At 45.5% G+C, this 26,157-nt stretch carries 28 protein-coding genes and 2 riboswitches; of the genes, 15 read left to right on the plus strand and 13 right to left on the minus strand.

Annotated elements, in window-relative coordinates:
- Positions 1-110: 110 nt before the first annotated feature.
- The 3 genes from ACFQ1X_RS02250 to ACFQ1X_RS02260 all read right to left on the minus strand — a co-directional run bounded on the left by ACFQ1X_RS02250 (position 111) and on the right by ACFQ1X_RS02260 (position 2,549).
- Positions 111-974 carry an STAS domain-containing protein gene (locus ACFQ1X_RS02250; RefSeq protein ID WP_379081191.1) on the minus strand — a complete coding sequence of 288 codons (864 nt, stop codon included), beginning with the start codon at positions 972-974 and terminating at the stop codon, positions 111-113.
- A 17-nt stretch (positions 975-991) separates the two neighbouring features.
- On the minus strand, positions 992-2,014 hold the full coding sequence (locus ACFQ1X_RS02255; RefSeq protein ID WP_144841330.1) for a sodium-dependent bicarbonate transport family permease: 1,023 nt from the start codon (positions 2,012-2,014) through the stop codon (positions 992-994).
- Between the two features lie 160 nt (positions 2,015-2,174).
- A complete protein-coding gene (locus ACFQ1X_RS02260; RefSeq protein WP_144841331.1) occupies positions 2,175-2,549 on the minus strand; it encodes a DUF2294 domain-containing protein in 375 nt (124 codons plus the stop codon).
- 331 nt (positions 2,550-2,880) lie between these two features.
- On the opposite strand from ACFQ1X_RS02260, the gene ACFQ1X_RS02265 reads away from it, so the two are divergent.
- Complete coding sequence (locus tag ACFQ1X_RS02265; RefSeq protein ID WP_144841332.1) at positions 2,881-3,297, plus strand: hypothetical protein; 417 nt, start codon at positions 2,881-2,883, stop codon at positions 3,295-3,297.
- Here the strand turns inward: ACFQ1X_RS02265 and ACFQ1X_RS02270 are convergent.
- Together ACFQ1X_RS02270 and ACFQ1X_RS02275 are read right to left on the minus strand one after the other, a co-directional pair.
- Positions 3,205-4,332: a 5-methyltetrahydropteroyltriglutamate--homocysteine S-methyltransferase gene (locus ACFQ1X_RS02270; protein WP_144841333.1), complete on the minus strand. Its 1,128-nt coding sequence runs from the start codon at positions 4,330-4,332 to the stop codon at positions 3,205-3,207. The genes ACFQ1X_RS02265 and ACFQ1X_RS02270 overlap by 93 nt on opposite strands.
- A gap of 143 nt (positions 4,333-4,475) precedes the next feature.
- A riboswitch (SAM riboswitch) is annotated at positions 4,476-4,581 on the minus strand.
- 230 nt (positions 4,582-4,811) lie between these two features.
- Positions 4,812-5,741, minus strand: a complete 930-nt coding sequence (locus ACFQ1X_RS02275) for an AAA family ATPase (RefSeq protein WP_379081196.1) — start codon at positions 5,739-5,741, stop codon at positions 4,812-4,814.
- A gap of 271 nt (positions 5,742-6,012) precedes the next feature.
- Between ACFQ1X_RS02275 and ACFQ1X_RS02280 the strand changes: the two genes are divergently transcribed.
- Both ACFQ1X_RS02280 and ACFQ1X_RS02285 read left to right on the plus strand, forming a co-directional pair.
- On the plus strand, positions 6,013-6,231 hold the full coding sequence (locus tag ACFQ1X_RS02280; protein ID WP_144841335.1) for a hypothetical protein: 219 nt from the start codon (positions 6,013-6,015) through the stop codon (positions 6,229-6,231).
- Positions 6,232-6,527: 296 nt separating this feature from the next.
- A complete protein-coding gene (locus ACFQ1X_RS02285) occupies positions 6,528-7,937 on the plus strand; it encodes a sodium/glutamate symporter (protein ID WP_144841336.1) in 1,410 nt (469 codons plus the stop codon).
- Positions 7,938-8,108: 171 nt separating this feature from the next.
- Here ACFQ1X_RS02285 and arr read toward each other — a convergent pair whose 3' ends face one another.
- From arr to ACFQ1X_RS02310, 5 genes are all read right to left on the minus strand, one after another.
- Positions 8,109-8,525, minus strand: coding sequence for an NAD(+)--rifampin ADP-ribosyltransferase (gene arr / locus ACFQ1X_RS02290; RefSeq protein ID WP_144841337.1), 417 nt, complete (start codon positions 8,523-8,525; stop codon positions 8,109-8,111).
- Between the two features lie 100 nt (positions 8,526-8,625).
- Positions 8,626-9,375, minus strand: coding sequence for an SDR family NAD(P)-dependent oxidoreductase (locus ACFQ1X_RS02295; RefSeq protein WP_144841338.1), 750 nt, complete (start codon positions 9,373-9,375; stop codon positions 8,626-8,628).
- Positions 9,376-9,525: 150 nt separating this feature from the next.
- Positions 9,526-9,744 carry a hypothetical protein gene (locus ACFQ1X_RS02300; protein WP_379081201.1) on the minus strand — a complete coding sequence of 73 codons (219 nt, stop codon included), beginning with the start codon at positions 9,742-9,744 and terminating at the stop codon, positions 9,526-9,528.
- Between the two features lie 338 nt (positions 9,745-10,082).
- Positions 10,083-10,649, minus strand: a complete 567-nt coding sequence (locus ACFQ1X_RS02305; RefSeq protein WP_144841340.1) for an NADPH-dependent FMN reductase — start codon at positions 10,647-10,649, stop codon at positions 10,083-10,085.
- An 11-nt stretch (positions 10,650-10,660) separates the two neighbouring features.
- Positions 10,661-11,719: an LLM class flavin-dependent oxidoreductase gene (locus tag ACFQ1X_RS02310; RefSeq protein WP_144841341.1), complete on the minus strand. Its 1,059-nt coding sequence runs from the start codon at positions 11,717-11,719 to the stop codon at positions 10,661-10,663.
- A 116-nt stretch (positions 11,720-11,835) separates the two neighbouring features.
- On the opposite strand from ACFQ1X_RS02310, the gene ACFQ1X_RS02315 reads away from it, so the two are divergent.
- From ACFQ1X_RS02315 to nadX, 6 genes are all read left to right on the plus strand, one after another.
- Positions 11,836-12,189 carry a winged helix-turn-helix transcriptional regulator gene (locus ACFQ1X_RS02315; protein ID WP_144841342.1) on the plus strand — a complete coding sequence of 118 codons (354 nt, stop codon included), beginning with the start codon at positions 11,836-11,838 and terminating at the stop codon, positions 12,187-12,189.
- 167 nt (positions 12,190-12,356) lie between these two features.
- Positions 12,357-13,391: a zinc-binding alcohol dehydrogenase family protein gene (locus ACFQ1X_RS02320; RefSeq protein WP_144841343.1), complete on the plus strand. Its 1,035-nt coding sequence runs from the start codon at positions 12,357-12,359 to the stop codon at positions 13,389-13,391.
- Positions 13,392-13,750: 359 nt separating this feature from the next.
- A complete protein-coding gene (locus ACFQ1X_RS02325) occupies positions 13,751-14,404 on the plus strand; it encodes a hypothetical protein (RefSeq protein ID WP_144841344.1) in 654 nt (217 codons plus the stop codon).
- Between the two features lie 59 nt (positions 14,405-14,463).
- Positions 14,464-15,054 (plus strand): hypothetical protein, encoded by a 591-nt coding sequence (locus tag ACFQ1X_RS02330; protein WP_144841345.1) that lies wholly within the window; start codon positions 14,464-14,466, stop codon positions 15,052-15,054.
- Between the two features lie 42 nt (positions 15,055-15,096).
- Positions 15,097-15,573 (plus strand): DinB family protein, encoded by a 477-nt coding sequence (locus ACFQ1X_RS02335; RefSeq protein ID WP_144841346.1) that lies wholly within the window; start codon positions 15,097-15,099, stop codon positions 15,571-15,573.
- A gap of 83 nt (positions 15,574-15,656) precedes the next feature.
- Positions 15,657-16,424 carry an aspartate dehydrogenase gene (gene nadX / locus ACFQ1X_RS02340; protein WP_144841347.1) on the plus strand — a complete coding sequence of 256 codons (768 nt, stop codon included), beginning with the start codon at positions 15,657-15,659 and terminating at the stop codon, positions 16,422-16,424.
- An 82-nt stretch (positions 16,425-16,506) separates the two neighbouring features.
- Here the strand turns inward: nadX and ACFQ1X_RS02345 are convergent, their stop codons facing one another.
- The gene (locus ACFQ1X_RS02345; protein ID WP_144841348.1) at positions 16,507-16,953 is read right to left on the minus strand and encodes a YrvL family regulatory protein; all 447 of its coding nucleotides are present in this window, start codon (positions 16,951-16,953) and stop codon (positions 16,507-16,509) included.
- 238 nt (positions 16,954-17,191) lie between these two features.
- Here ACFQ1X_RS02345 and ACFQ1X_RS02350 point away from each other — a divergent pair, with 238 nt between their 5' ends.
- Positions 17,192-17,707 carry a hypothetical protein gene (locus ACFQ1X_RS02350; protein WP_144841349.1) on the plus strand — a complete coding sequence of 172 codons (516 nt, stop codon included), beginning with the start codon at positions 17,192-17,194 and terminating at the stop codon, positions 17,705-17,707.
- Between the two features lie 269 nt (positions 17,708-17,976).
- Here ACFQ1X_RS02350 and ACFQ1X_RS02355 read toward each other — a convergent pair whose 3' ends face one another.
- Positions 17,977-19,284 (minus strand): acetamidase/formamidase family protein, encoded by a 1,308-nt coding sequence (locus tag ACFQ1X_RS02355; RefSeq protein WP_379081208.1) that lies wholly within the window; start codon positions 19,282-19,284, stop codon positions 17,977-17,979.
- Between the two features lie 304 nt (positions 19,285-19,588).
- On the opposite strand from ACFQ1X_RS02355, the gene ACFQ1X_RS02360 reads away from it, so the two are divergent.
- Together ACFQ1X_RS02360 and ACFQ1X_RS02365 are read left to right on the plus strand one after the other, a co-directional pair.
- Positions 19,589-20,473 carry a proline iminopeptidase-family hydrolase gene (locus ACFQ1X_RS02360; RefSeq protein WP_144841350.1) on the plus strand — a complete coding sequence of 295 codons (885 nt, stop codon included), beginning with the start codon at positions 19,589-19,591 and terminating at the stop codon, positions 20,471-20,473.
- A 272-nt stretch (positions 20,474-20,745) separates the two neighbouring features.
- Positions 20,746-21,648, plus strand: coding sequence for a nuclease-related domain-containing protein (locus ACFQ1X_RS02365; RefSeq protein ID WP_144841351.1), 903 nt, complete (start codon positions 20,746-20,748; stop codon positions 21,646-21,648).
- Between the two features lie 281 nt (positions 21,649-21,929).
- Here the strand turns inward: ACFQ1X_RS02365 and ACFQ1X_RS02370 are convergent, their stop codons facing one another.
- A complete protein-coding gene (locus ACFQ1X_RS02370) occupies positions 21,930-23,105 on the minus strand; it encodes an MFS transporter (RefSeq protein WP_144841352.1) in 1,176 nt (391 codons plus the stop codon).
- Positions 23,106-23,168: 63 nt separating this feature from the next.
- A riboswitch (purine riboswitch) is annotated at positions 23,169-23,268 on the minus strand.
- A 184-nt stretch (positions 23,269-23,452) separates the two neighbouring features.
- Here ACFQ1X_RS02370 and ACFQ1X_RS02375 point away from each other — a divergent pair.
- From ACFQ1X_RS02375 to ACFQ1X_RS02385, 3 genes are all read left to right on the plus strand, one after another.
- Positions 23,453-23,683 carry a hypothetical protein gene (locus tag ACFQ1X_RS02375; RefSeq protein ID WP_144841356.1) on the plus strand — a complete coding sequence of 77 codons (231 nt, stop codon included), beginning with the start codon at positions 23,453-23,455 and terminating at the stop codon, positions 23,681-23,683.
- A 260-nt stretch (positions 23,684-23,943) separates the two neighbouring features.
- Complete coding sequence (locus tag ACFQ1X_RS02380) at positions 23,944-25,008, plus strand: saccharopine dehydrogenase family protein (protein WP_379081213.1); 1,065 nt, start codon at positions 23,944-23,946, stop codon at positions 25,006-25,008.
- Positions 25,009-25,495: 487 nt separating this feature from the next.
- A complete protein-coding gene (locus ACFQ1X_RS02385) occupies positions 25,496-25,660 on the plus strand; it encodes a hypothetical protein (protein ID WP_379081216.1) in 165 nt (54 codons plus the stop codon).
- Positions 25,661-26,157: the final 497 nt, after the last annotated feature.

Genomic DNA, 26,157 nt, shown 5'->3' on the forward strand with positions numbered 1-26,157 from the left:
GTACTCTGAGAGTACGGGGTTTTTTGATTTGGCTTCGATAAAGAGTGGGACAACGTGTTGTGCGGAAAGGGAAATCTTGTTCAGAATTCGGTAATTTTATTTCTTCGCAGCTATTGAAGGTTTTCCTTCTTCAATGCCTGGATCAGTGTATTGGTAATTTCAATATTGCTGGAGTCAAAGTTTGATTGGATGAAAAGTTTTGCGATATCCGGGCCGATGCCTGTAAGCACCGTTTTCACCCCAAGGATTTTCAGGCCGGCAAATAAAAGGAAGAGTTGTTGCACATCTCTTTGGTCGGTCATTCGAACGCCTGACAGGTCAGTAAACAGCTTTTCCAAATTGTTGTCGCAACATTGTTGCAATGTTTTTTCACAGATGATCTGAGATTCGTGTTCAGTGATTTTCCCGGTGATGGGCAGCAAACCTGTACGTTCGGTAAGAAGGAGGAGGGGTGCGATCAGTTCCGCAATCGATTCCGGGCGGACGTCCATTTTTTGCTGTAACAAGGCTGAATGCTGAACAGCGTATTGCAGAATGAGTTTATTGAAGGCTGCTGTCACTTCCTGATTCCATGCTGTTACTTCTTCCTGTGAAATGTAATTACGATACAGTGAGATAAATACTTCAATCAGTTGAAGGTATTCTTTTTGTACATGGAAAAGTTCATCCAATGCTAACGGAAGAGAAGTGGATAATATTTCCTCATCCTTCGGCGAACGGATTATCCACTCCCGAAAATTTTCCTGGAATTCATCAAACTCTTTCGTGATCAATGAACGAAACAGAAGATGGAATTCAGAGTTGGGCTCTCCAAATTTTCCGGGCAATTCCGGAACGGAAGTGCCAATGATTTCATCGGTACTGTGGTTCGCTATCTTGTTACTCTCTTCTGCAGGTCCCTGGTTGCTGTCATTGAAATAGTCTTGTAATTTTAAGTCCGTCAGCATTGTTGCTCCACCTTTCTTTAATTGCATCCGTCATCCATTCGAATTTACTGGCTAAATTGTGCTAAAGCAAAGTAAAAAGGGATTCCAACGATTAAGTTGAAAGGGAACGTAACGCCAAGAGACAGGCCCAGGTATATCGACGGGTTCGCCTCCGGAACGGACGTCCGCAAGGCTGCTGGTGCGGCGATGTAGGAAGAACTCCCCGCAAGCACGCCCATTAGGACAACACCCCCAAGGGAGAGGCCGACCAAATTTCCAACCATGACGCCTGCGCTGCCTCCCAGCAGCGGGACACAAAGACCGAATAATAATATTTTCCAGCCGTGTTTGCTGATTTCAGGAAGGCGTTCTCCTGCGATTAATCCCATATTCAATAGGAAGAGAATTAATATGCTTCCATAAAGATCGATAAACAGTGGTTTGACTATGGATTCAGCGGTTTGTCCCACCAGCAGGCCGATGATCAGACTGCCCATCAACAGCAGGACACTTTTACCCAACAAGCTGTCCCGCAGTACTTCCTTGTCAAATAAATTCATGGCAGAAGCAAAATTCAACCCAAGTTTTTGCGGGTTTCCTGGAGCTGCAATTAAATCCCCTGGATCAGTTTTATGCAAAATCCGCAGTAACAGCAGGGAAATAATGATGGCGGGACTTTCCAATAAAACCACCATTGCATTCATAAAGCCTTCATAGCCGATTTCTTTCTTTTCCAGGAAAGAGATGGCAGCTCCATAGGTGACAATACTGACGGAACCATATGTAGCAGCCAGTCCGATGGAATTATGGAGATCCATTTTCATGAATAGCAGCGCGGCCAATACAAGGATTGGAATGATAATGCCCAAAAACAGGGTTCCTAAAATAGGCTTAATGACGGTGTGGAGTTCATAATGGGAAAGCTCCATACCGCCTTTGATGCCGATTGCCACCAACAGATAAATACTCAGGGCCTCACTTAAGCCGGCAGGGAATTTCAAATCGGATTTCACTAAAGCGGCAATTACCCCCAGTACAAAAAATAATACGACGGGGGATAATAAATTCTGGATCATAATATCGTACATTCTGATCATTTCTCCTTTATTTCCGGGTTGATTGTCCAGATTTTTGCATAAAAAAACCGGTATTATTCAACAGGCAAAGATAACGTTCATCATCGCCTATTGAATAACACCGGTTTACCAGCAGCTCAAGTTGCCTTGTTCTGAAAGTCTCCCATTATTCTTATTGTAATTTTTCCTGCAGATTTCCGGATAACCTGAATACCATGATGCGCTCTCCGGTATGGGTGCTGATGTCGGTATGAAAGCTTTTCACTTCTTCTCCCGTCAACTCCCGTATGACATTTCCTAAATATTCACGGCCGGATTCAACTAAATCAGAACGCATTCTTTTAACGGCCAACAAACCTTCTTTTGCATCACATAATTTATATTCTGCAGGCGTCAAAACACCGCTTAACGAAACAACCAGCATATCCCGAAGGATGTCTGTTTTTACAGAAACAGAGCCTCTGCCTAAAAAATCTTTTTCCCATTGTGTCAATGTCTTGCTGATCTCCGCTTCCAAAGATCCTTTTGTCCATTTGGTATGCTCCATCAACTGTCTCCCCTTATATAGAAAAACGGCATATTTCTATTCCTGCAATAAATGCAGAGATAAAAATATACCGTCTTATCCCACTCTTAACCAATGATTCCCCAAACTTTTTCATCCAATCAATAAGTGACTTATTAACTGCCTGCTCAAGCCTGAAACAGCATCTGGTTACCAGTTTAAATTTTACGGCTATTCTGTTGAAGTAATCATATCTATTCTGTTTTATTTTGTCAACAGCGTACTTTTTATGGTGGCGGACATACTGCAAAGACTGTTTTGGCGGTTATGTGCTTCGGTGGAACTGCTGTTTGACTGCAAGGCGTAGACAGCTATGAATATTGCTGGAAATAAAATCCAGTTGAGTAGCTGTTGTCTTCTCACTATATGGAATGTGGATCGTCGTCTTTTGGCAAATTGGGGAATCGCTGATAAAGCTAAGAAAATCGCTGATAAACCTTTAAAAATCGCTGATAAACTCATGAAAATCGCTGATAAAATGAGAATCGATGATAAAAGGAATAAAATCGACGATAAACCTTCAAAAATCGACGATAAACCCAAAAAAATCGACGATAAACTTCAAAAAATCGACGATAAAACTCCAGACACAAAAAGGAAGGCAAGCACATCTCAGCGCTTGCCTTCCTCATTAATTTCACTCACCAAAAATCTCTTCAGAAACCTCTACAATATATCTCAATTTATCCCATTGCTGCTGCTCGGTGAGTTTATTGCCGTGATGGGTTGATGCGAAACCGCATTGCGGGCTGATGCAGAGCTGCTCTAAAGGCACGTATTGAGCGGCTTCCGCGACACGGGCTTTAATGGAGTCTTTATCTTCGAGCTCACCGTTCTTCGAAGTGAAGAGGCCCAACACAACTCGAGGACCGCCAGCCGGAATGTGCTCGAGTGGCTGGAAGCTGCCGGAGCGTTCGTCGTCGTATTCGAGGAAGAAGCCATCGACTTTTTCTTTGGCGAACAGCGTCGGCGCAATCAGCGCGTAGCTGCCTTCGAATGCCCAGTCGGACTGGTAATTGCCGCGACAGAGGTGAGTTGTCACTGCAAGATCTTCCGGTTTGCCTTCCAGTACGCCATTTGTGACGCGCAACGCCAGATCGATCAGGTAATCGCGGTTATATTTGCCGTCGTTGAACGGAATGCCCGGTGCTGAGAGGCCGGCGATATAGACGTCATCAATTTGCAGATAGCGGACGCCTGCATCATAGAAAGTTTGGAAGGCATCGCGATAAGCCTGGATGACATCTTTCGCATATTCTTCCAGATCAGGATAGATGCTTTCGTTACGGATCCCCTGATTGAAAAACTGGTTCGGGCTCGGGATTGTCAGCTTTGGAATGGCGCGGCCGCCGACAATTTCCTTGAATTCAATAAAATCCTGGACGAAGGGATGATTTTCATTGAATGAAATTTTGCCGATGTTGCGGACGTCGTAAGCTTCCGTCTCGACATTTTTAAATTTATAGCCATGTTCCGGCGTGTATCCTTCAAAGCCGTTGATGTGCGCCATAAAATCGGTGTGCCAGAATGTGCGGCGGAATTCACCATCTGTTACAGCTTTCAGGCCGACTTCGATTTGCTTGTCGACGATTCGTTTAATTTCCGTCGTTTCGATTTCGCGTAATTGTTCTGCAGTGACGGTGCCTTCTTTGGAGTCTTTTCGTGCCTGGTGGATGCTTTCGGGACGCAGCAAGCTGCCGACATGATCTGCTTTGAAAGGTGCTTGTACCGTTGTTTTTGCAGTTTCTGAAATTGGGTTTGTCATGTGAAATTCCGGCTTTCTGTTTTTAGTCTGGTTTGCGATATTCAGCTTGCTCTTGACTTGGACTCCCTTTAACCGAGCTCCTTTTCCAATAGAAAAGAGGCTTTCTTCAACAAAGAAGAAAGCCCCTCAAAAAGGAAAGGTTCTTCTCATCTTCTAGGCTCGCGCCTATTGGAAGTAGCACCTTTGCCTTTCACAGGCAGGTTGCTGAGACATCACAGGGCCAAATCCCTCCGTCTCTCTAGATAAGAAATAGATTATTAAGTTAGTTGTTATTGGTTGTTGTTAACAATAAAACAGTTTTCAGATAAATGCAAGGAGAAATTACGTGAAAACTTCACGCGGGAGTATCTGCTAATAGAAATAATCCGCCTTTAAATAAAGATGATAAGTTTAGCCCAAATAAACCAAAATTGTACCGCTGTCGAGGAAACGAAAATAATAATTCATTGCCATGATGGCTCAAGCCTAAAAAAATATATTCAATTGATTATTTCCCACAGTTTTTCCAGCCGCTCGTAATTGTCCAAACCGATCCTCCTTTTCACTTTTCCGCGTTTGGACTCCATGCCGATTTCGAATTCATCGATCAGCAATAACACGTCATAGATAAATTGCATCGGGAACTGGAGTGATAACAGCACCGGATAAGCAAGATAGGCGCTGACATGTTCATAGCCATAGAAATTATCCAGTTCGATGGGCAGCTTTTTCCTGACATATGCTTTTCCTATGTCATGCAGTAAAATGGCCCAGGAAAGAAGCTCCAGTTCCTCCGGGTCAGGGACTTCTTTTTTGATTTCTTCGATGATTTTCCAATTTTGGTGCAGTAAGGCACGCATTTCTGCAGTTTTTGTCATAAATTTGGTTTCTTCGAAGCTTTGAAAAAATGTTTCACATCCTTCATATGACAAAGCCTTATCCTTGAGCTTTGCAGCGTTTATTTCTGCAAGTGGAGGTTTAGAAAGAAAGCGGATACTATCGAATTTTTCATCTTTCCGTGGCAGTTGGAAAGCACGGATATAGCGTTCAATAATAAGTTCAGGAACGCGGTCAGCATCGCTCCGCCGGCTATTGCGCTTTTTCAGCACATCATAGGGAGTGAGAAACACGATTGCTTCCGTTTCAGGCTGAAATTTTTCAATTCTGTTCAAGACGCTTTTTCTTCTCTTTGAGGCCAGATTTGTTGCATCATAAATAACATTGGTTCCATTTTCCAAGTTAAAGGCGGTCTGCTGGTACATTTCTTCAAATGTATGCCGATAATCGGGGGATTCGCCGGGCAGGCGGTTATGACGCATAATTTTATCAGATGACAGATGCACCCAGTCCTCATTGCTGAGAAGAAGTGCGCGGGCATAAGTAGTTTTTCCGCTTCCCGGCAGGCCGATCAGCATGATGAATTTTGTCATAACACACCTTCTTTCAGCTGGGTTGCCTGGATTATACCCTTGTAAACTATTCTCCATAATTGAATCGTGTCCCTGCAAAATCCTTTAAGAATATTGAATGGGAGTCGTGTCCAGCACAAGGGTAATCGAAGGTCCCACAGCAATCATGAAATAAATCCTTCAAGCGATCCTTGGAATATACTATACTATGTATAGATGAGATGACGGCTGCAACTTCTTGCCGGTCATCCGATGACGATCTTTCAAATCCATCGAAAAGGAGTTAATGATATTGCCTATATTAAACAACGTTCAAACTGGTCATCTATGGGGCATCCTCAGCCCGTTCATCATTCCGCTCGGCCTGACTTTCGTATTGGCGATGGTCTTGTTTTACATCTCGATGAGGATGGAGCCGGGAAAAAAACAAAGAACATTTTCAATCGTGACGCTGATTGTTATTCCTGTGAGCCTGATTGTGTTTCTTTATATTTCGTTATCAACCAGGTAGTTTGGTGCCAGGCTATCAGAAGGAAATTTCATGGTTGCTGCCATGGCGTAAGTGCAATTGAAAATCTGCAGGAAATCGTATAAAGAAATCATTGAGAAAGGCCTGGGAATCGTTTGGTTCCAAGGCCATTTTTTTATTCCGTATATTCTTCAAAAGCCGCGGGCAATCCTTATTTTTCCCTGTCAACTCCGCCCTCTTTTTTGGGGGTTTATATGGGGAAGCAGAGGGAACAGGTTTGTAAAACTTATATTCGGTTCGGAAGCGTCTTTGGATGATCATTCGGGAGGGATGATACGATGTCTGCGGAGATGGTTGGATTCAGCATATTATTGATCGGTATTTTATTGTTGATAGGAAAATGGATTCGCGTCAGTTTTTTTGTGTTTCAGAAATACTTCCTGCCCAGTTCCATTATTGCCGGATTTATCGGCTTACTGCTGGGTCCTGAAGTATTGGGGGCATTGGTTGGGGTTTTCACTGACGGATCGGCTGCTGTTTCGAATGGGCTTTTTCCTGAGGCGGTTCTCGAATCATGGTCAACTTTTCCGGGGTTATTGATCAGTGTTATTTTTGCAAGTTTATTTTTAGGCAAAAAGATTCCCAAAATAAAAGATATTTGGCTTTTGGCCGGACCCCAAGTTTCGTTTGGCCAAACTATAGCATGGGGGCAATATGTCTTTGGCATTCTTTTAACCTTATTCATATTAACCCCATTTTTCGGCATCAATCCCATGGCTGGAGCATTAATCGAAATAGGGTTCGAAGGCGGACACGGAACAAGCGCCGGTCTGGCGAATACATTTCAGGAACTGGGGTTCAGCGAAGGCGCCGACCTTGCCATTGGATTAGCGACTGTCGGAGTTGTCTCGGGAGTTGTGTTTGGAATCATTTTAATCAATTGGGCTGTCAAAAGGGAGAAAGCAGTTGTTTTGAAAGACCCCAATGACCTGCCGGAAAATAAACTTCGTGGCATTACAGAACCGGAAGAACGCCCGATTGCAGGGAAAATGACGACAGAACCAGAGTCGATTGAACCTCTTGCCCTGCATGTTGCTGTGTTGGGAGTCGCCATTTTAATCGGCAAGCTATTGTTGGAAGGGCTTATCTATTTAGAGTCGGTTACCTGGGGCGCTTGGACGGATACTGAAGTCCTCTCCTATATGCCCTTGTTTCCTTTAGCAATGATTGGCGGTGTCCTGCTGCAAAAGGTTTTTGATCGGTATGATAAATACAAACTCGTCAACCGGAAAATGGTGCTGCGTATCCAAGGGCTTGCTTTGGATTTCCTGATTGTCAGTGCTGTGGCTACTTTATCTTTAACAGTTATAGGAGACAACCTGTTTCCATTTATCCTGCTGGCTTTGACTGGGATCGCCTGGAATACCATAGCGTTTGTTTTTCTGGCGAACCGAATGATTCCGGAATATTGGTTCGAAAGGGGAATCGGCGATTATGGCCAATCAATGGGAATGACTGCTGCAGGTTTGATGCTTATCCGGATTGCTGATTCAAAAGACGATTCGAAAGCATTGGAAGCATTCGGATACAAACAATTGATGTTTGAGCCGGTTGTAGGCGGAGGATTATTTACTGCAGCATCACTTCCCCTTATTTCACAATTCGGACCTGTACCAGTCTTAATCTTTTGTTCAGCCCTTATGCTTATATGGATCGGAATCGGTTTGTTTTATTTCGGTAAAAAATAGCAGTCACGACTGCTGCAGCAGTATTTGGGTTTCAGTTCAGAATCCCTTCAGAGCGGCTGTTTTAAATTGATGATGCTGCGCTGGTTTTTGGTTAATTCGTGCTGTACTTGTTGGACGTTTCACAAACAGCCTTCAGGTTGTTCCAGGTTTGCTCTGTGGAAGATTCTTCGCTTAATCGATTATGATGTCCTTGCCCTGTTCCCATAACGCTTTCAAAGAAGTAAGCATGTGGTCGATTTCCTCATCGGTGTGCCTGTCCCAGGAGCCGAGTTCAGCAATGATCTTGAGAGGCGCTTTCGAACGGTAGGAGCGCGTCGGATTGCCGGGGAATCTTTTGTCGGTCAGATTCGGATCATTCTCGAATTCACCGGTGGGCTCCACCAGGTAAATACGTTCTTTCCGATTGCCTGCTGCCAGTTCTGCCCCCCATTTAGCCGCTTCCAATGACGCCGTGAAATAAATGAAGTTCGATTTCTTGTCCTGGTAATTGGACTGGTTTTGCGCTTTCAGTTCTTCGCCGATTTCGAGTTCCGCTTTGGTTCCGTGGAAGAAGGGACCGGGATCCAGAACTTCTTTATGGTCATTCATACTTAAAAAGCACCTCCGTTATGTCGTTAGTATTACATACGACGCGGGAGATGCTTTTTCCTTGTTTCTTGACTGCTATGTTTTTTATAGAAGAGCTAGTTTATTTCGTATTCGTGAATCCGCCATCGATGCGGATGGTGTCGCCGTTGATGTATTGTGCTTTCGATGTCAAAAGGAAAGCGACGAGTTCTGCGACTTCCTCCGGTGTGCCAAGGCGTTTCTGCGGTATGCCCGCTTCGGCGCTCTCTTTCATGTCCGGATTGTCTTCGAAGAATTTCTTGACCATCGGTGTTTCCGTCGGACCGGGTGCAATGGCATTGACGCGGAGACCGTCTTTGGCATATTCCGCAACGAGGCTTTTTGTCATGCCGACGATGCCGTGTTTCGTCGCACCGTAAGTGACGACGGATGCCTGGCCAGTGACTCCGGCGCTTGAAGCGGTGTTGACGATGGAACCGCCGCCGTTTTTCAGCATGGCTTCTGCCACATAGCGAAGTCCGTAAAGGGCGCCGAGCAGGTTGATGCCGACAATCTGGTCGATTTCTTTAATGTCCGTTTCCAGGAAATTCTTGCCGCTGCCGGAAATGCCGGCATTATTGAAGAAATAATCGACCGATCCGAAATGCTCGAGCGTTTTGTCCACGTAATTCTTCACTTCGTCCGCTTTTGAAACGTCCGCTTTGATAAAGATGGCATCGACGCCTTTTTCTTTCAGTCTCCCGACGGTGTCGTTGCCGCCTTCTTCGCTGATATCGACTACCGAAATGTTGACGCCTTCGTCTGCGAGGCGCAGTGCTGCGGATTGTCCCAGTCCGCTGCCGCCTCCTGTGATGATTGCTGTTTTGCCCATTGATATTCCTCCTCTGAAATAAATGCATTCTCTTTAGGGGTTTCCCGAAATGTTGGGGAGTTAATCAGGGGAGAGGGGAATTGTTTAAAGTGGAAAACAAAAACAACTGCCATTCCTCTTTCCCGAATGGCAGCAGCTGATTTTCTGACTTCAATTAGTTTGTTTTCTTCTTAAAACGATAGTGAGGATCGTATTGATTGTAACGAACGTAATGACAGCAATATTCAAAGGAACAAACAGCCAATCCGGATAATCAATCAGGGACATTGTCATTGTATATCCAACCAGCAGAATGACACTCAGTAATGAGAGGATTAAAAAAGTGATTTGTAATTTTTCCATTGTCATTCCGCCTTTCAAGCAACTCATTCTGTCTCACAGACCTTTTTTTAGATTTATCGCATATGGAAATTTCAAGTCAAGGGAGGGAAAAAAATTACCTATATTTAAATATTTTAGCATAAATAGTAAAAATTGGGCGGGAGCAGGAGATGTTAAAGCTGTTAAAATGACCCGAAAGAATCGGTATTCATCTTTCAGAATAGCGTTTGGTCTTTACTTACTTTAAATAAGTTCACCTCTACCGCATCTTATCAAAGGGGTGGGGAGTATACCGGGTTGACCCTTTATGAAGAGCGGGGAGGTAGCAACTCCGAAAAAAATGCCCTTCCAACGAAATCTTGGAAAGACATTTTCAATAGCTATAGTTAAAAATCATATTCCGCTTCTTTTTCTTCACGGATTTTCGTGAATGTCTCGGTCAGCACCACGGTGTCTTCTGCGAGGCGGTCAATGCGCAGTAGGACGTCATTATTGATAATTTCCTTTTGATAAAAATCTTCTTCTTCGATAAAGACGAAAGTCTGGACCATTTGCGCTTTCATATAAGCGAGAATCGGCTTTAATTGTATGTCCGCAACCATATAATGTTTGGCAGAGCCGGCTGTTACCAGCATACTGACGACTTTATCGCGAAAGGCATTGACCGGCAGCAAATCAAAAATATTCTTCAGTGAAGCCGGGATGGACGCCTGGAAAATAGGGGTCCCGATGACGATGGCGTCGGCTTCCATCAATGTTTTTGTCACATAGCCGGTATCTCCTTCATAGTCCAGGTAATTGCGTCCGTCACTAAACTCCATTTTATAATCGGCCAAATCGATCAACTCTGTTTCCACTTCAGGATATTTCTCAGAGATCGCTTTGATGGTAGCATTCATGGCGATTCTGGTTTTCGAACCGATTTGGGAACCGGATAAAGCAACGATTTTCATTCTGTTTCCTCCTATTTTTTGGCTGTGTATTTTTTGATGGCCGGAATGATTTCCGTACCAATCAATTCAAGGTTTTTCTTGAGTTTATCCATCGGCATGCCGCCAAAATCGATCTGGGCAATATAACGCTGATGCCCGAATACTTCATGCTGATGCAGTATTTTCTCGATGATTTGCTGCGGACTGCCTATGTTCATGATGTTATGAGGGTCCACGCCTTGAGCGAAGAGCTGTTTCGGGAACCCTCCGCCGTTGGTGCGTTTCATGCCTTCATTGATATGAGGATACAGCTCTTTTAATGCCTGCTGGGAATTTTCTGCAGCATAGAAAAATCCTGCTGTAGCAACCGGCAATTCATCGGGATTATGCCCGCCGGCACGTGCGGCATCCCGATATGCATCAACCGTTCTTTTGAATGTCGAAGTGGCGCCACCGAGGTGAGCCATGAACATCGGCACACCGGCATAACCGGCTTTCATCGCACTGGCCGGAGTGCCGCCCACTGCGCGCCAAATCGGAAGAGAACCGTTGGCTGGACGCGGAAGAACTTGTGCATCACGCAACGGTGCGCGGAATTCGCCGCTCCAATTGACGGTTTCGTTTTCATTGATCTGACGCAGAAGGTCGAATTTTTCTTCAAATAGATCCTCGTAATTGCGGACATCATAACCAAGCAGATCAAACAAGCCGATCCGTGATGCGCGCCCCGCCACAAGTTCTGCTCTGCCATTCGATATCAAGTCCAGTGTGGCGAAATTCTCATAGACACGGACCGGATCGGATGTACTGATAATGGTGGAAGAGCTGGCGATTTTAATCTTTTTTGTCGCCTGTGCGATTGCAGCAAGCACCACGGCATGCGCCTGCGTGGCGAAGTATTCCTGATGGCTTTCGCCGACACTGAAAAAATCGACGCCAGCCTGTTCTGCAAGTCCTGCGTATTCAATAATGTCCTGAATCCGCTGCTGCGTGGAGATTCTTTCTCCGGTAGCGGGGTCTGGCAAGTGATCACCGAGTGTATAGATGCCAAACTCCAGGCCTTCATCTGGATTAATGCGATATTTTTTCATCAATAAAGCCGCCTTTCTATTTCAATTCTAAAATTATTATAAGCTTCAGAGTGTTTATATGTAAGTACGCACTCTAAAGTGCTATAGTATACAAAAAGATACTTAGGAGTGATTATATGGATCGGAAACCGGATAATTGCCGTGTGGAAGACGCTTTGGGCATCCTTGTCGGAAAATGGAAACCGGTGATTCTTCTTTACCTGTTACAGGAAGGCACTAAACGTTTCAGCGAGTTGAAGCGCAATATGCCGGGAATCACGCAAAAGATGCTGACGAAGCAATTGCGGGAATTGGAAGATGAAGATATTATTCTGCGTGTTGTCTATCCTCAGGTGCCGCCGAAAGTGGAGTACTCGATGACGGAGTACGGACGGAGCCTGGAGCCAATCCTGGAAGCCATGCATGAATGGGGCGCCAAACATACAGAGCATAAAATCGAAAAGCTGCACCAATTGAAAAGTTCTTCCTGATATATTGAACCGGGCCTCTCTGCCAATTTGAGGGGCCCGGTTTGCATATGGTGACAAACAAGATTTTATTAAATGAAATTCAATATTATGTATGCGGGAATTTCGATGTGTAAAATGGTGGGTATACTGTTTTTCTCTATACAGAAATTGAAAGGAAGCGATACAAGATGAGCACAGAAACCATGAAGACATTTGGCTTTTACAAACCGGGTTCAAAAGAAGAAGCGATGAACTTTGAAATGGTGGAGCAGGAAAAGCCGACACCGGAAGGACGCGATCTTCTCGTCGAAGTAAAAGCGATTTCCGTTAACCCGACCGATCTCCGGACACGCGACGGGAAAAAAGAAGACGATGATTCGTTGACTGTAGTTGGCCGCGATGTGGCTGGCGTGGTTGTTGCGACAGGGGAAAATGCGGCGCTGTTTAAAGTGGGAGACGAGGTTTTTTATGCCGGCACGAACAATCGGCCGGGCGGACAAAGTGAATTCCATTTGGTGGACGAGCGCATTGTGGGGCGAAAGCCGGCAAGCCTTAGTTTTCCGCAGGCAGCCGCATTGCCATTGACCGGCATCACCGCCTATGAAGCGCTTTTTAACCGCCTCGGTGTATCGAAAGAAGCCGTTGAGAATGAAGGCAGGAGCATTTTGATCATCGGTGCTGCAGGAGGCGTGGGCTCGATAGCGGTTCAGATCGCCAAACTTGCAGGCCTCACGGTAATCGGCACAGCTTCACGTTCCGAAACGGTGGAATGGGCAAAGGACCACGGCGCTGACCATACGATCAATCATCACGAACCGTTCGGACCGCAGCTGGAGAGCATGGGTATAGACGGCGTTGACTTCATTTTCTGTTTGAACAATACCGATGAGCACATGGCCGAAATGGCGAAAGCAATCCTTCCTCAGGGAAAAATCTGCTCGATTCTGCCGGCATTCAAGCCACTCGACCTCACGTTGTTCGGCAAAAGCGTCACGTTTGTCTACGAGCTCATGTACACCCGCTCTGTTTTCCAGACAGAAGACATGGTACACCAGCATATTATACTGAACCAATTGGCTGATTGGGTTGAGAACAATAAAATCCGTTCGACCATGACCCAGCATTTCAAACCGATTTCGGTCGATAACTTAAAAGAAGCCTATACCAATCTTCTGACAGGCAAGACGATCGGCAAGATTGTGTTGGAAGGCCCATTTGAATAAAACAGTTGTACCCGCCATTCCTTTTTGGGATGGCGGGTTTTTTAATTGGTTGTTTTTTGTGGGAATCCTTTTATAAATTGTAATATGGAGTGTGGATTGGCAGGAAACTATTAGTTAAATGGAGAAACTATTTGTATGATGCAATTTAAAAGACAGGAGTGATCTTTTGCTGATAGTTGAACTGCTGGCCATTTTGCTGAGCATCGGAGTAATTGTATTCGGCTTGTACTTCTTGAAATTCAAAAAAGAAAAGAATAGAAACAGTTTTATCCTGGGGTATCTATATTCATTGTTTGGCATAATTGGGCTGGTTATTACTGTGATTTCAGTTAGTTGAAGGAATGTTGGGAGGGGACACCTTGTACAGAAGCAGAAGCGGTTATTATTGGATGTATTTTATCTTTATCTTATTCATTTTTTCCTACATAGGATTTTATGTGGCGGAACAATATTATCTCTGGAGTGCTTTTATCGGCATACTTTTTGGCGTTATGGTATTTTTTCTCGCACTCATTCCATTTACAGACTATCTGGCAAACCGGCTTTCGAGATTCACAGAGGAGAAAGAGCTGCATGCAAAAGGTGCGTTCAAGTTTGTTCTGGCCTTTATTGTCATCCTGCCTTTGGCTTTAATCGCGTTTTCTCTTTTTGATGAATTCGGGGAGAAGAATTTAACGAAGGCATTAAGTTATGTACCAGGCGATGTGGAAACGGTGGAATTTATGTCGGATGGTAATGCTGGGGTGTGGCAAAATAGCAGCAAGGAAGCGGCCGCTGAACTGCATGATTTCTTCGGGCAATATGAGGTCAAAAAAATGAGTGACAGCGACTGGGACAGTGATGTTTCCAAAGAAACAGGGCTCATGTTGACCCTCCATATGAAGAACCACATCATTATAGCCTATATTTATGAAAACCGTATGCATCTCTTGAATGACGGTAACTATTATTCAGTGATGAACGGACCGATTGATATGGAATGGGTCGCTGAATACAATGAAAGATATAATTAGATGATGAAATAAGAGTTGGAAACTAAAAAGTAGAGGACGCAATGAGGAGGACTACGCTGGTGAAAAGTTCGATTGGATCGGTATTCATTTTTCTCGGAGCTGTAACGCTCTTTTATCTTTTGAGGACATACAGTTATTTGTTCGACTTCCTGTTTGTGCATTGGATCATCGAACTGATCTTTTTGATTGGAACAGTGATCTTGGCTGTCTGGTCGGTGAGGGAGTTGGACAAGCTGATTTCGTCCAGCCGGTTTGATGTTTACATACAGTCGGTGGCCATCCTGTTGGTGGGTCTCTTTTTCACTTATCTGATGTTTGCTTCACATTTTTATTCCGAGGAATATTTGAAAGCGGCAGGGCTTGAAAAAGTGGAGCGGCTGTTTGAAATTGCAGAGATGGATTTGGATGCGGAGCAGCTTCGGGAAGCAGCAGAAGAGGTCACTTTTGAAGAGAATGCTTTTGCTTATTCTTTATATGGCTTGAATCCAAATCCTTCGGGTGCAGAACAACTTGAGGTTCTGGATTTCGAACGCAGATACAATTCGTATGAGTTGCTGATCGGAGCCGGAAGTGGAGCGGAAACAGCTGACTACACTTTTACGCGTGACGGCTTAGGATTTAAAATCAGCGGAAGTTCGATGATGGAATAGAGTCTTTTAAGGGAGAGAAATCGAAGATTCAGGAGGGATTTTATGAACGAGCAATTCTTTCGAAAAGCTCTGCATGGGCAAGAAGCTCACGTGGATACGGCAACAGTTTTTGACGGACTGGACTGGCGGCAGGCGGGGGAGAAAGCAACTGGGTTCCCACATTCAGTTTGGGAGTTGTTGTTCCATGTGAATTATTGGCAGGATTTTATGCTGGACCTTTTAAATGGGGATACGCCAAAAAGCCAAAATCCCGATGCTGAATCCTGGCCTGCTTCTCCATCACCTGAGAGCGAAGAAGAATGGGATTCGGCTGTAGCGTATTTTCTGAAAGGGTTGAAAGAAGCTGAGCAGGAAGGTGGCAAAGATTTAACGGAACAAGTGGTTGCCGGAAGGGGAGAGACCCGCGCCGAATGCCTGCAGACAATTGTGCTCCACAACTCATATCATGCGGGACAAGTGGTCTTTGCACGAAAAATAATGGGAGACTGGCTACCGGTGACAAGTGGGGATAAGGGATGACATAAAACGGATGGAGAGAATATTCTTCCTCTGTTTTTTAGCATCATTAAAAGATCTCATCGAATCTAGTGAGGAGTTTTGCCATGAATATTGGAATAATTGGAACTGGAAATATTGCTTCGTATTTATTGGAACAAGTGAACGAAGGGCAAATGGCCGACGGAAGAATAACGGCTCTTTTTGGACGCAACCGTGAAGTTGGGACGCATTTGAGCGAGCAATTTGGAGTCGGATTTTATACCGATATTCAGGAGTTCTTGAAGAGGCCGCTCGATATGGTTGTGGAGGCATCTACTGTGGAAGCCGCAGCTCTCTATTTAAATGAAGTTGTCGCTCATAAGAAAGACCTCGTTGTCAGCAGCATCGGCGTTTTTAAAGATGCTTCTTTCCTGGAGGAAGTCAGGAGTATGGCGGAAGTTGCGGGCACGCGGATCTTTCTGCCATCCGGCGCGATCGGCGGACTTGATATCCTGCAATCTGCGCAAGCGGTCGGCGGTTTGGAGCGGGTGAGGATTACGACACGGAAATCCCCGGCCTCTCTCGGGATGGAGTCCCAGAGGGAAGAAGTGCTTTTTGAAGGAACTGCTTTTGATGCTGTCGAGAAATTCCCTAAGAATGTCAATGTGGCGCTGGTACTCGCGATTGCAGGGGTAGGGGTCGAAAAAACGGAAGTACGAGTCATTATCGACCCGGCCGTTGAGCGGAATACTCACACCATCGAAGCGGAAGGGGACTTTGGGCGGATGCAGCTGCAAATCGAAAACAACCCGATGCCGAACAATCCGAAGACAAGCCTGCTCGCTGCGATGAGCATTCTGGCTGTGCTGCAAAATCGAAATCAGGCAGTGTGAATTGGGAATTGAGATTCATAGGAAAAGCTATTCAATCCCATTGCGGGTTTAACGGCTTTTTAAGCGAATGAAAGAAATTGGGTTAGTCGACTGGCTCTTCTTTTTTGCTGGTTTTATTTAATCCAACTTCGATTAAGGCAATAACAGCAGCGGCTATGAGCTGGGCGGTGACAGTAATGCTGATGGAATCCATCAAGAGATTCAGTAAGGAAAGCACTGCCCAAATGACGAGGAAATAAATGGCGAAAATAGTTCCCGCATTGGCTATAGACAAGTGATCCAACAAAATTGTAAATACCATTTTTATAAAATCGGCGAAGGAGTCCAAGATAAAAAAGAACACCCCGAACCAAAAAAGCGACCAAATCGAGTCGTATTGAATGCCCAGAACATTGAAAAGCCCTGCTATTCCGAAGAAGTAGATACCGAAGACGAATGCAAGTGAACCTGCAACGAGCAAGGTCATAGACACTATAATGAATATCTTGGTCCAAACTGATTCCTCTTTAAATGGTTTATCTTTCTCCATTTGCAACCCCTCTTTTTACGAATTTTTATTTTAGTTTATCACATACATGGATAATTATTCCTTGTAAGAGAAGTGTAGAATTACAAGGGAGTAAAGATGCACCACCATTCCTGAATAAGAAGTAGATGAACGATAAATAGTGGAACTAGACTTGCTCTTCTTTCCGTGTTGTAAAAAAATGGGTGTTCTGCTACGCTAATAAATACAGAATACATTATGAATTGAAGGAGACTGGATAATGTCGAATCTTTCACTTGCAGAAGCTGTAAAGTTGAAAAGCGTATTGGCAAAACGGATTCATGAACTGGAAGAAGAGATGGACCGAGTTGCATACGTGGAGGTTGAAAAAGGCAGTAAAATGCCGAAACAGAATCGTCCATTATCAAAAGTTGAAGAGGAAATCGACGAGATTCGAACAGATTTCCGGCTTTTGGACAAGTTGATGTACCGGGCCAATATCGAAAACGAAGTGGAGTTCAACGGAGAAAGTTTAACGATTGTAGAAGCTATTGAACTGGCTACCCAGTTGCGTGCCAAAGCAAGGAAATTCAAATTTTTCGGTGCGGCTGCGAAAGAAATGCACCCTTACGGCTATGGCGAGAACCTGCCGATCATCCGGCTGGCGACCTTTGATCCGGAAGAATACCGTGTAAAGGCAGTCGAGGCAGAACGTCTGGCGAATCGTCTTTCGAATGCAATCAATACCAAAAATTATTCCATTATGCTGGATTTCAACAGCGAGAAATATTTCTGATCCTTGGAGCGGTGAGACTCTGCTCCAGGGCATGGAAGGAATCTCTTTGTACTTCGGTGCAATCAAAGGAATGGCTAATGGCAAACCAATGATCCATTATCCTTCACACTTTTACCTGTTACCGATCACCAACTAAGAGCAAACGTCGGTCGATGACCAATTTACTGTAATATAGTCCTTCCATGAATCCTCCTGTTTTCGAGCAGGGGGATTTTCTTAGTATTAAAATGACAAAACCCGCCATTCCTATTCGGGAATGGCGGGTTTTGTCATTGCTGTCCGTATTGATTTTTCACCAGCTCGAACAAATCCTTTTTCCGCAAATATCGTTCTGGAGCCAGGAAGGTCACGGTGACAACACCGGGGTGGCGGCCGATTTCGATGGCACCGGTGATTGTTGCGCGGTTCATGATTTCGGGAACCGTGACACCGAAAAAGTCAGCGGCGCGCTTCAAGCCATTGTCAGTTGCATCGTTCAAATTCGGACCGGAACCGATAAACGACACCGGATACGATTCCTCGATTTTGGCGACTTCCCAGGTGTCTGCGAGTTGCCGTGCCGATTGTTTTTCTTCCGCGCTGAAAGGCTTTGCCGTATAAGGCAGGTCTTCGATATTCGGCAACAGGATCGGACCTTTTATATTAACCCCTTTCAGTACACTGACCTGCAGATGGGCGAGGCCCGAAACGTCTGTCGTGTGTCCGGCAATTTCGCCGTCCCCTTGCATGGCGTGCATATCACCGAGATAGATGCCTCCCCCGGGGACTTTCACCGGACAAATCAGCACAGCGCCGGCACGCACCCGGTTGACATCCAAATGGCCGTCGGTCCGGTGCGTCTCCAATTCTTCCTCCGTGACCGCATAATCATGTGGTGCACCGACAAGAAATGAACCGAAGTCGCCGGCATTATGGGAGTCTGGCGTCGGACGCGAAGGCGTCGTGCCAAGTTGCCCGAGAAATGGACGCATGCGCGCCATTGTACCGACCAGGTCGTGCGGCGCAAATGTCACCACCGGATTTTGCACGGAAGCTTCCGGTGTTTTCATATAGGCACGTCCATCTTTTGCGATCGTTTCCGCTGCTTCCCTTGGCAAAGTCAGACCGACATCGCCTTTTTCGCTGAAGAAAATCGTATAGCCATGCGTAAAGACAAAAGGCGTTGCATCGGCTCCGCAATTTGCACAGCGAATCGCTTCCATGCCAATCCCTTTGATTACGGTTTCCGGATTCTTCGTGCCGCATTCCGGACATTTCGCAGCCACATAACCGTCGCCATCTGCACGGTCCTCAATCATTTTATCGTTGCCGGAAGCAGTGGCATGGGAGGTGACTGTAATCGACTCGATCCGAATGGCGATGGCGTCTCCAGGTTCTGCCCCTTCCACATATACCGGCTTCGTCACTTCATGGCCGCCGATGATGCTCGGCGTCATCATCGGCCCCCAGCACCCGGGCGCCGTATTGGCGATAATCGGACCGCCGTCTTTCACGGGCCCCAACATTTCTTTCCCAGGATCCAGAATGCCGTTTACAAAATGATTTACGAATAAAGTCTCAACCACTGTTTTATTCACATGTATCCTCCTCTTCCTTATTTTTCTGACTATTTAGATTATAGTCTGTAAATTGCTTCTTTAACAATTTTCCAGCATTCGTGGGTGGCAAAAGTTGATGTGTGAAGTGAAATTCGTTATTCGGAAGGTAAGCCAGTCTATACATGAAGTAAAGTTCGTTATACGGGAAGTAAGATAACTCTGCGCAGAAGCGTTTCAGCCACCTGTTACCCAAGAGCGGCCATTTATATCAATTGAAAAAGGGATTTTTCAGTTTGATATAGAAAGGGTATTGAACAGGTAAAAGAAAAGGAGTTGCATATATATGGATGATGTAACAGTAGGACACATCGAGATTGAGGGTGGCAAGGTGTGGTACCGGATTACGGGTAAAGGCCCGGGAATTCCGCTGCTCTTATTGCACGGGGGCCCGGGTATGAAAAGCAGCGACAGCGATCCGCTTCGGCAATTGGGCACGGACCGGCCGGTGATCCAGTATGACCAGCTCGGTTGCGGGAAATCTGATAAGCCGACGGACACATCGCTTTGGACAGTGGAACGTTATGTGGAAGAGCTGGAGCAAGTCGTCGAAGCTCTGGGGCTGGAGGAATTTCATCTGCTCGGCCATTCCTGGGGAACAATTCTCGCTGCATCTTATCTGTTCAAAAAGCCAGCCGGTGTCCGCAGCGTCATTTTCTCCGGTCCGGCTCTGGATGCAAACAGGTGGGAGCAGGACCAGCGGAAATATTTGAAGGAATTTCCGCAAGACATCCAGGAAACGATTGAACGGAGCGAGCGGGAAGGGACGACCGATACTGCGGAATACAATGAAGCGATGCTGGCCTATTACAAACGCCATATGTGCCGTGTTGATCCGTGGCCGGAAGAGTTTGCGGACGATCTGAAAGCACTGAACAAGCAAGTTTATAATTATATGTGGGGAGCTTCCGAATTTACGGTAACCGGCACGCTGAAAGGTTTTGATGCGACCGGACGTTTGCCTGAAATCGAAATTCCGGCGCTGTTTTCGTGTGGCCGCTATGACGAAGCTACACCCGAAGCGACGGAATATTATGCGAGCCTGGTGCCGGATGCCGAATTCCAGGTGTTTGAAAACAGTTCCCATATGCCGGGCATCGAAGAACCGGAAGCGTATGTGGAGATGGTGCGGGAGTGGGTGAACCGACAGGAGATGAAGCCGGGGGCGTAGGTGGATGGAATAAGAATCGCTGAAATTTTTTTCGGGCTCGTGAGCGCATTGCCGCTCATGAGCCCCAGCAGTTTGCCGTGGCAAACTGTTCCATTCGAAGGTTTTTTAGAACTTTGTTTTGACAGAATTTTATAATTACTTGGTTCGCGTTATGATATTATTAGAAGGTGAATGTGTTCTGTTCATGAGATGAAATCAGAGATCAGGAGGAGGCGACAGGCATAAAAACGGAGCTGGATTTATTGTGCAAAACTTCAGCGATAGAGTGTTTATTGAAACGTATTCCTTACAATCACAGCCAACGCGACTATGTGGAAAACCAGTTGCACCGCGCCTCGGCCGGCATTCGCGGCGAAGGGAAGATGGTCAAAAAGTTTAGAGAGTTTTCTATAGAAGAAAGTCATTTGCCGATGTGGGACTTGAACATGAAAATTAGAGATTGGATTGTTCAGATTGACGGTCTTTTATTGACCGACCGCTGTGCCATCGTTATGGATTCCAAAAATGTCAGCGGTGAAATCCATTATGATACGGCGACCGAGGAATACTATAAGAAGGCGGTGCCGGGCGGAGAAATACTGCATCTGGATAATCCGGTTTTTCAGCTGAAAAAACATATAGATTTTATGGAAAAATGGTTCAGGCTACATGATATCAATTTGCCTGTTAAAGGTTTGATCGTATTTACAGCAAACAATTGTGTATTTCGTGCAAAGCCTTCCGGCGCTTTAATTTGTAAAACGTACCAGATGAACGACTATCTCTACCGAATTCTTCGGGACAGTCCCCAGGTCGCAGTTTCTCATCCGATTCAGGAAATTGGGAAACTGATTGCGGCAAACCAGGTCCCCTATAAAATCCCTCCTTTATCTGATCTTTACAGGATTGATGTGCGAGATGTAAAAACAGGTGTGTATTGCGCAGGATGCGGAACTCATCGGATGCAGCGTATAAAGAAGTCGTGGATTTGCGCGGAGTGTGGAAGTAAAGATGCTTCTGCTGATCGATTGGCGGTGCAGGAATATTTTTCGTTGATCGGTAATGAGTTAACGAATAAAAAATTTCGTGAGTTTAGTGGTGTTCATAATTCAGCAGCCGTTTGGCGTATTTTAGCGAAGTATGATCTCGAGGTGACAGGCGAAAGGAAGTCGCGTATCTATAAAATGAAAAAATAGTTGGTCAGGCGACTGCTGTTTTTGTGCGAAAGAGGGGAATCGACGATAAATCACAAAAAATCGCCGATAAACCCTCAAGAATCGACGATAAACATAAAAAAATCGACGATAAATGGTTGGAAATCGCCGATAAACTCCCAAAAATCGCCGATAAACCCAAAACCGCCTCCACCACTCACCGGCAAACCAAAGAAGGTAGCTTTTCGCAGGCGAAAAGCCTCCTATTAAATTCAAAACCCATAAAAAAGGAGGCTGCGAATTTTTCGCAACCTCCTTTAACTTTACATGCTTTTTATTTCTGAATCTCCACGCACAATCGCTGGACGCGTCAATGAAAATACCGCGAAGCCGAGTGCACCCAGCACGATGACAGCGCCGACCCAGGCGGTGCTTGTCACCGAGCCGGTTTGGGCAAGGGTGAAGCCGCCGATTGCAGAACCTAACGCGATGCCGATTTGCAGCGCCGAGTTGTTGAAACTTTGCTGAATGTCGGACGTTGTCGGATCTGTTTCAATCAGGTAGCTTTGCTGCGGCGGGGCGAGGCTCCAGCTGAGTGCGGCCCAGATGACCATCACCGGCAGGAAGACGATTAAAGAAAATGTCGTGAACGGCAGTAAGAACAAGACGACTGCAAAAGAAGAGATGACGATTAAGATACTCTTCTTCGACCCGATCGAATCGGACATGGTGCCGCCGATTGCGCCGCCGCTCACTGCTGCAATACCGAATAGCAGATAGCAGACGCTGACCCAGAAGGAACTTAATTCCAGCGTCGTCTCAAGAAACGGCGTGAAATAGGCGTAGACGGTATAATGGCCAGCCAACATGAACATCGTCGCCAGATGGGCAGTCCCAATTTTCGCACTGGCTACCGCTTTTAATTGCTGCTTAAGCGGAATGGCTGTGCTGCCAGGGATCGGCTGGATATAAAGCGCGATGAGCGCCATCGAGCCGATCGACAATGCAGCGATGCCGAGGAAAATGACGCGCCATCCGAAGGCATCCGAAATGAGGATGCCGAGCGGAACCCCGAGAACGAGTGACGAGCTGACACCCATGAAGATGAGGCCGATCGCTTTTGCGCGGTAAGCCGGTTCGACGATTTTCGCGGCGATTGTGAGCGACAGCACGACAATCAGCGCCGTACTTGCGGCCGTGAAGACGCGAGCAATCATCATCCAGGTGAAATCCGGACTGAAATAAGTCATGATATTGCCGAGGAAGAAGATGAACAAGGAAATCAGGTAGACTTTCTTTCGTTCAAAGCGGCTGGTGGCAACCAGTAAAACAGGTCCGGCAATCGCATAGATCAAAGCGAATACCGTGATCAGCTGGCCGGCGGAACTCAAGGTGACGTCGAATTCCTCGGCTATTGTCGGGAGGATCCCGCCGACAATAAGTTCCACGAGTCCGACTGCGACTGTGGACAAGGCTAAAATATAAACTTTCAAATTCATTTCAATACGCTTCCTTTCGAATGAAGATAAGTCAGAAAATATAAAAAAATCCTGATTACAGAAAACGAGAACTTCGTTTTCTGTAATCAGGATTTTGAGGTTCCTGGTAGAGACCCTTAAGCCGTATTCTTAAGGTTATACAGAGTGTATGGGTGGTGCGTTGACTACCTAGAAATCTTACTACATAATAAATTTTTCCGCAAGCCGGCAGCAGGCTGCCTTCTATAAATAAACTGATTCAACATTTTGGCTCTATAATTATTGTAAGGTTGATAAAAAAATTGAATTTTTAGACAAATAAGGTTAAAGTTTGAGGAAGTTTGAAGCTTTATACAAGGAGGGATTTCATGCTGGGTGGAATCGTTTTATCAGTTTTTGGCGTATTGCTGGCGTTCGGTATATCCTATGATTTATTTGTGCGAAAAAGTTTCAAGTCAGCAAAAAACACTGCAAGCGGAATTGAAACGGCTAATCACCCCATCGATAATGGTAGGGTGGACAATGCAGCGCGCCACATCGACAACGCAAGGGTGGACAGCTCCGCGCATCAGATGTCCAGCCAAAGCACAGGATTCTAAAGAATGAACCGACTCCCTTTAACATCGGAGTGGGTTCCTTTTGTATTTAAAATGAAAGTAGGCGAATGGAGCAGAATCGCTGATAAACCATGAAAAATCGCTGATAAACTCTCGAAAATCGCTGATAAACTCCAAGAAATCTCTGATAAACCTTAAAAAAGCCCGTTCCTGTCCATGCTTTGACGTAACATTTGTAAGCTCTCATCGCAAAAGGTATGCTTTTAAAAACCATAATTATAGAAGAAGAGGGAGTGGCGGCATTGCAGAAAAAATGGCTGATTTATGGAGCTTATGGATTTACAGGGGAATTGATCGCGAGAGAAGCGAAAAAACGTGGTATGACGCCAGTTCTTGCAGGCCGGAACCCCGAAATGCTTAATTATCTGGCCAAGGAACTGGAATTGGAAGCACGGGTGTTTCCAGTTGGCAAGACTACCGCTGAGAACCTGTCCGACATCGCGCTTGTGCTGCACTGCGCCGGACCGTTCCAAAAAACCAGCCCGCCTATGATCAAGGCGTGCCTCGAGGCGGGAGCGGATTATTTGGATATAACGGGTGAAATTTCTGTCTTCGAGCACAGTTTCGCACAGGATGGCAAAGCAAAAGATGCGGACATCACCATTTGTTCGGGGGTCGGCTTTGATGTCATTCCAACGGACTGCACAGCGCTCAAATTGAAAGAGCTGATGCCGGATGCGGTCAGTCTGGCACTCGGATTTGATTCGGATTCAGGAATTTCGCCAGGCACCTATAAGACGATGATCCAGGGAATGGGCTCCGGCAGTGCCGAGAGACGTGACGGGCAGCTGGTGCCAGTGACGATCGGAAGCCAGCGCCGCAAGATCGATTTCGGCCGCGGCAGACGTTCAGCCATGGGGATTCCGTGGGGAGATGTGTCGACCGCTTATCACACGACGGGAATACCGAACATTTCCACGTGGATTCCTATGAAGAGATCGCGGATTATAGGTGCCCGGCTGTTCAGCCCCGCCGGCTCCATTCTTTCTTTACCGTTTATCCAGAAAAGGTTGATGAAATGGGTCAGTCTGCGGGTCAGCGGACCGGATGAAAAGCTGCGCGCAGACTCGCCTGCCTATATTTGGGGAGAAGCCCGCAATGCGGATGGTGTCGTCACAACCGCGCGGATTAAAACGGCGAACGTCTATGACTTGACGGTGTACGGAGCGCTTGAAGTGACCAGCCGGTTATTGGACGGTGACTATCCGCACGGCAGCTATACCCCTGCAACCTTATTCGGGGCGGACCTGATTGAAAGCCTGCCGGGTTCAGAAAGTTTTGAAGTAGAGACCATTTATCCTGAATGAACATATAATCAGCATACGCTCCAATAAAAATAAAATTATAGAAGCAATCCGGAGGAAATCGCATTTTCTCCTGGATTGCTTTTATTTGTCTGCATTAATTAAGTAAGATATGTCAAAAATGAATTTTAACAGCCCCTCCTTATATCTTTATTGCACCCATAGAAGTTATTGCACTGTGCTAGTGATTATCTGGTTTGTCGGAAGGGACGAAACGCGTTTGCAATCGATTGAAAAAATACGCCGCGGCCGTGAGAATTGTCACAATGCCAAGTATCAGGGCAGTTTATGCTGAAAGTAAGAAAACTGCACAACCTATTTAGGACGATGGATAACCAGAACCCGAACTATTTTATCCACTGATACGGTCTCCGTTTTAAAAACAATCTATGAAACCGCAAAAGATGATGTGTAACCTGCAGAAACGAAACGCCAGTGACTGCAAGAGAAAGAAGAAATACCAAATTCTTTAACGAATGGAGGATATTTCATGGAAAAAGATCAATCTTTGGGAGTGAAAGCTATATTCAGCTGGGAAGCGCGCGGTTATGAGGAATACATCGCCGGGTACAAATTGTATAAGCAATTGAAGAAAAAATGGGATGCTGTTGAAAGCAAAAAGACCTCAGTGACCAGCCAGAAAATGCTTGTCTAATTTTTGAGAAGATGTCTCTTTGCTGCTGCAGAGCAAACAATAGGTATGGAAGGGCGATGCTAATAAATGGGCATCATTCTTTTGTAATGGTTTTTATTTCCATTTATAATCATGTAATACCCGGCAGAGTTCATAGGCTTTGTTCTGCGCCTTGCAGGTTCATCAGCGTGTTGCCAACGGCACTGTTGTTTAACTATAAAACTATTTGCGTTATAAATGCTGAATGGTTTCAAACCACTGTAATAACAACACAAAACTGAAATGGTTTGTTGGAGGGAATGCCCGTTCATCTGGCAATACTATAAAGGAATAAGAAGTTGGACAAACAAGTGGTGGGAGCAATTCATAGACTGGCTAGAGTAGATAGTTGGTATAGAAGGAACTAAATTTATGTAAATGAATCAATTTCATAAATCGCCCTTTTAAAAAGTGCAGACGATTTTTCGGATCATTTTTTCCGTTTTTTAAATTTAGGCAGCTGCTAAAGCGGCGTGCTT

Source organism: Metaplanococcus flavidus, from assembly GCF_042675885.1.
In the GTDB taxonomy this organism is placed as follows: domain Bacteria; phylum Bacillota; class Bacilli; order Bacillales_A; family Planococcaceae; genus Planococcus; species Planococcus flavidus.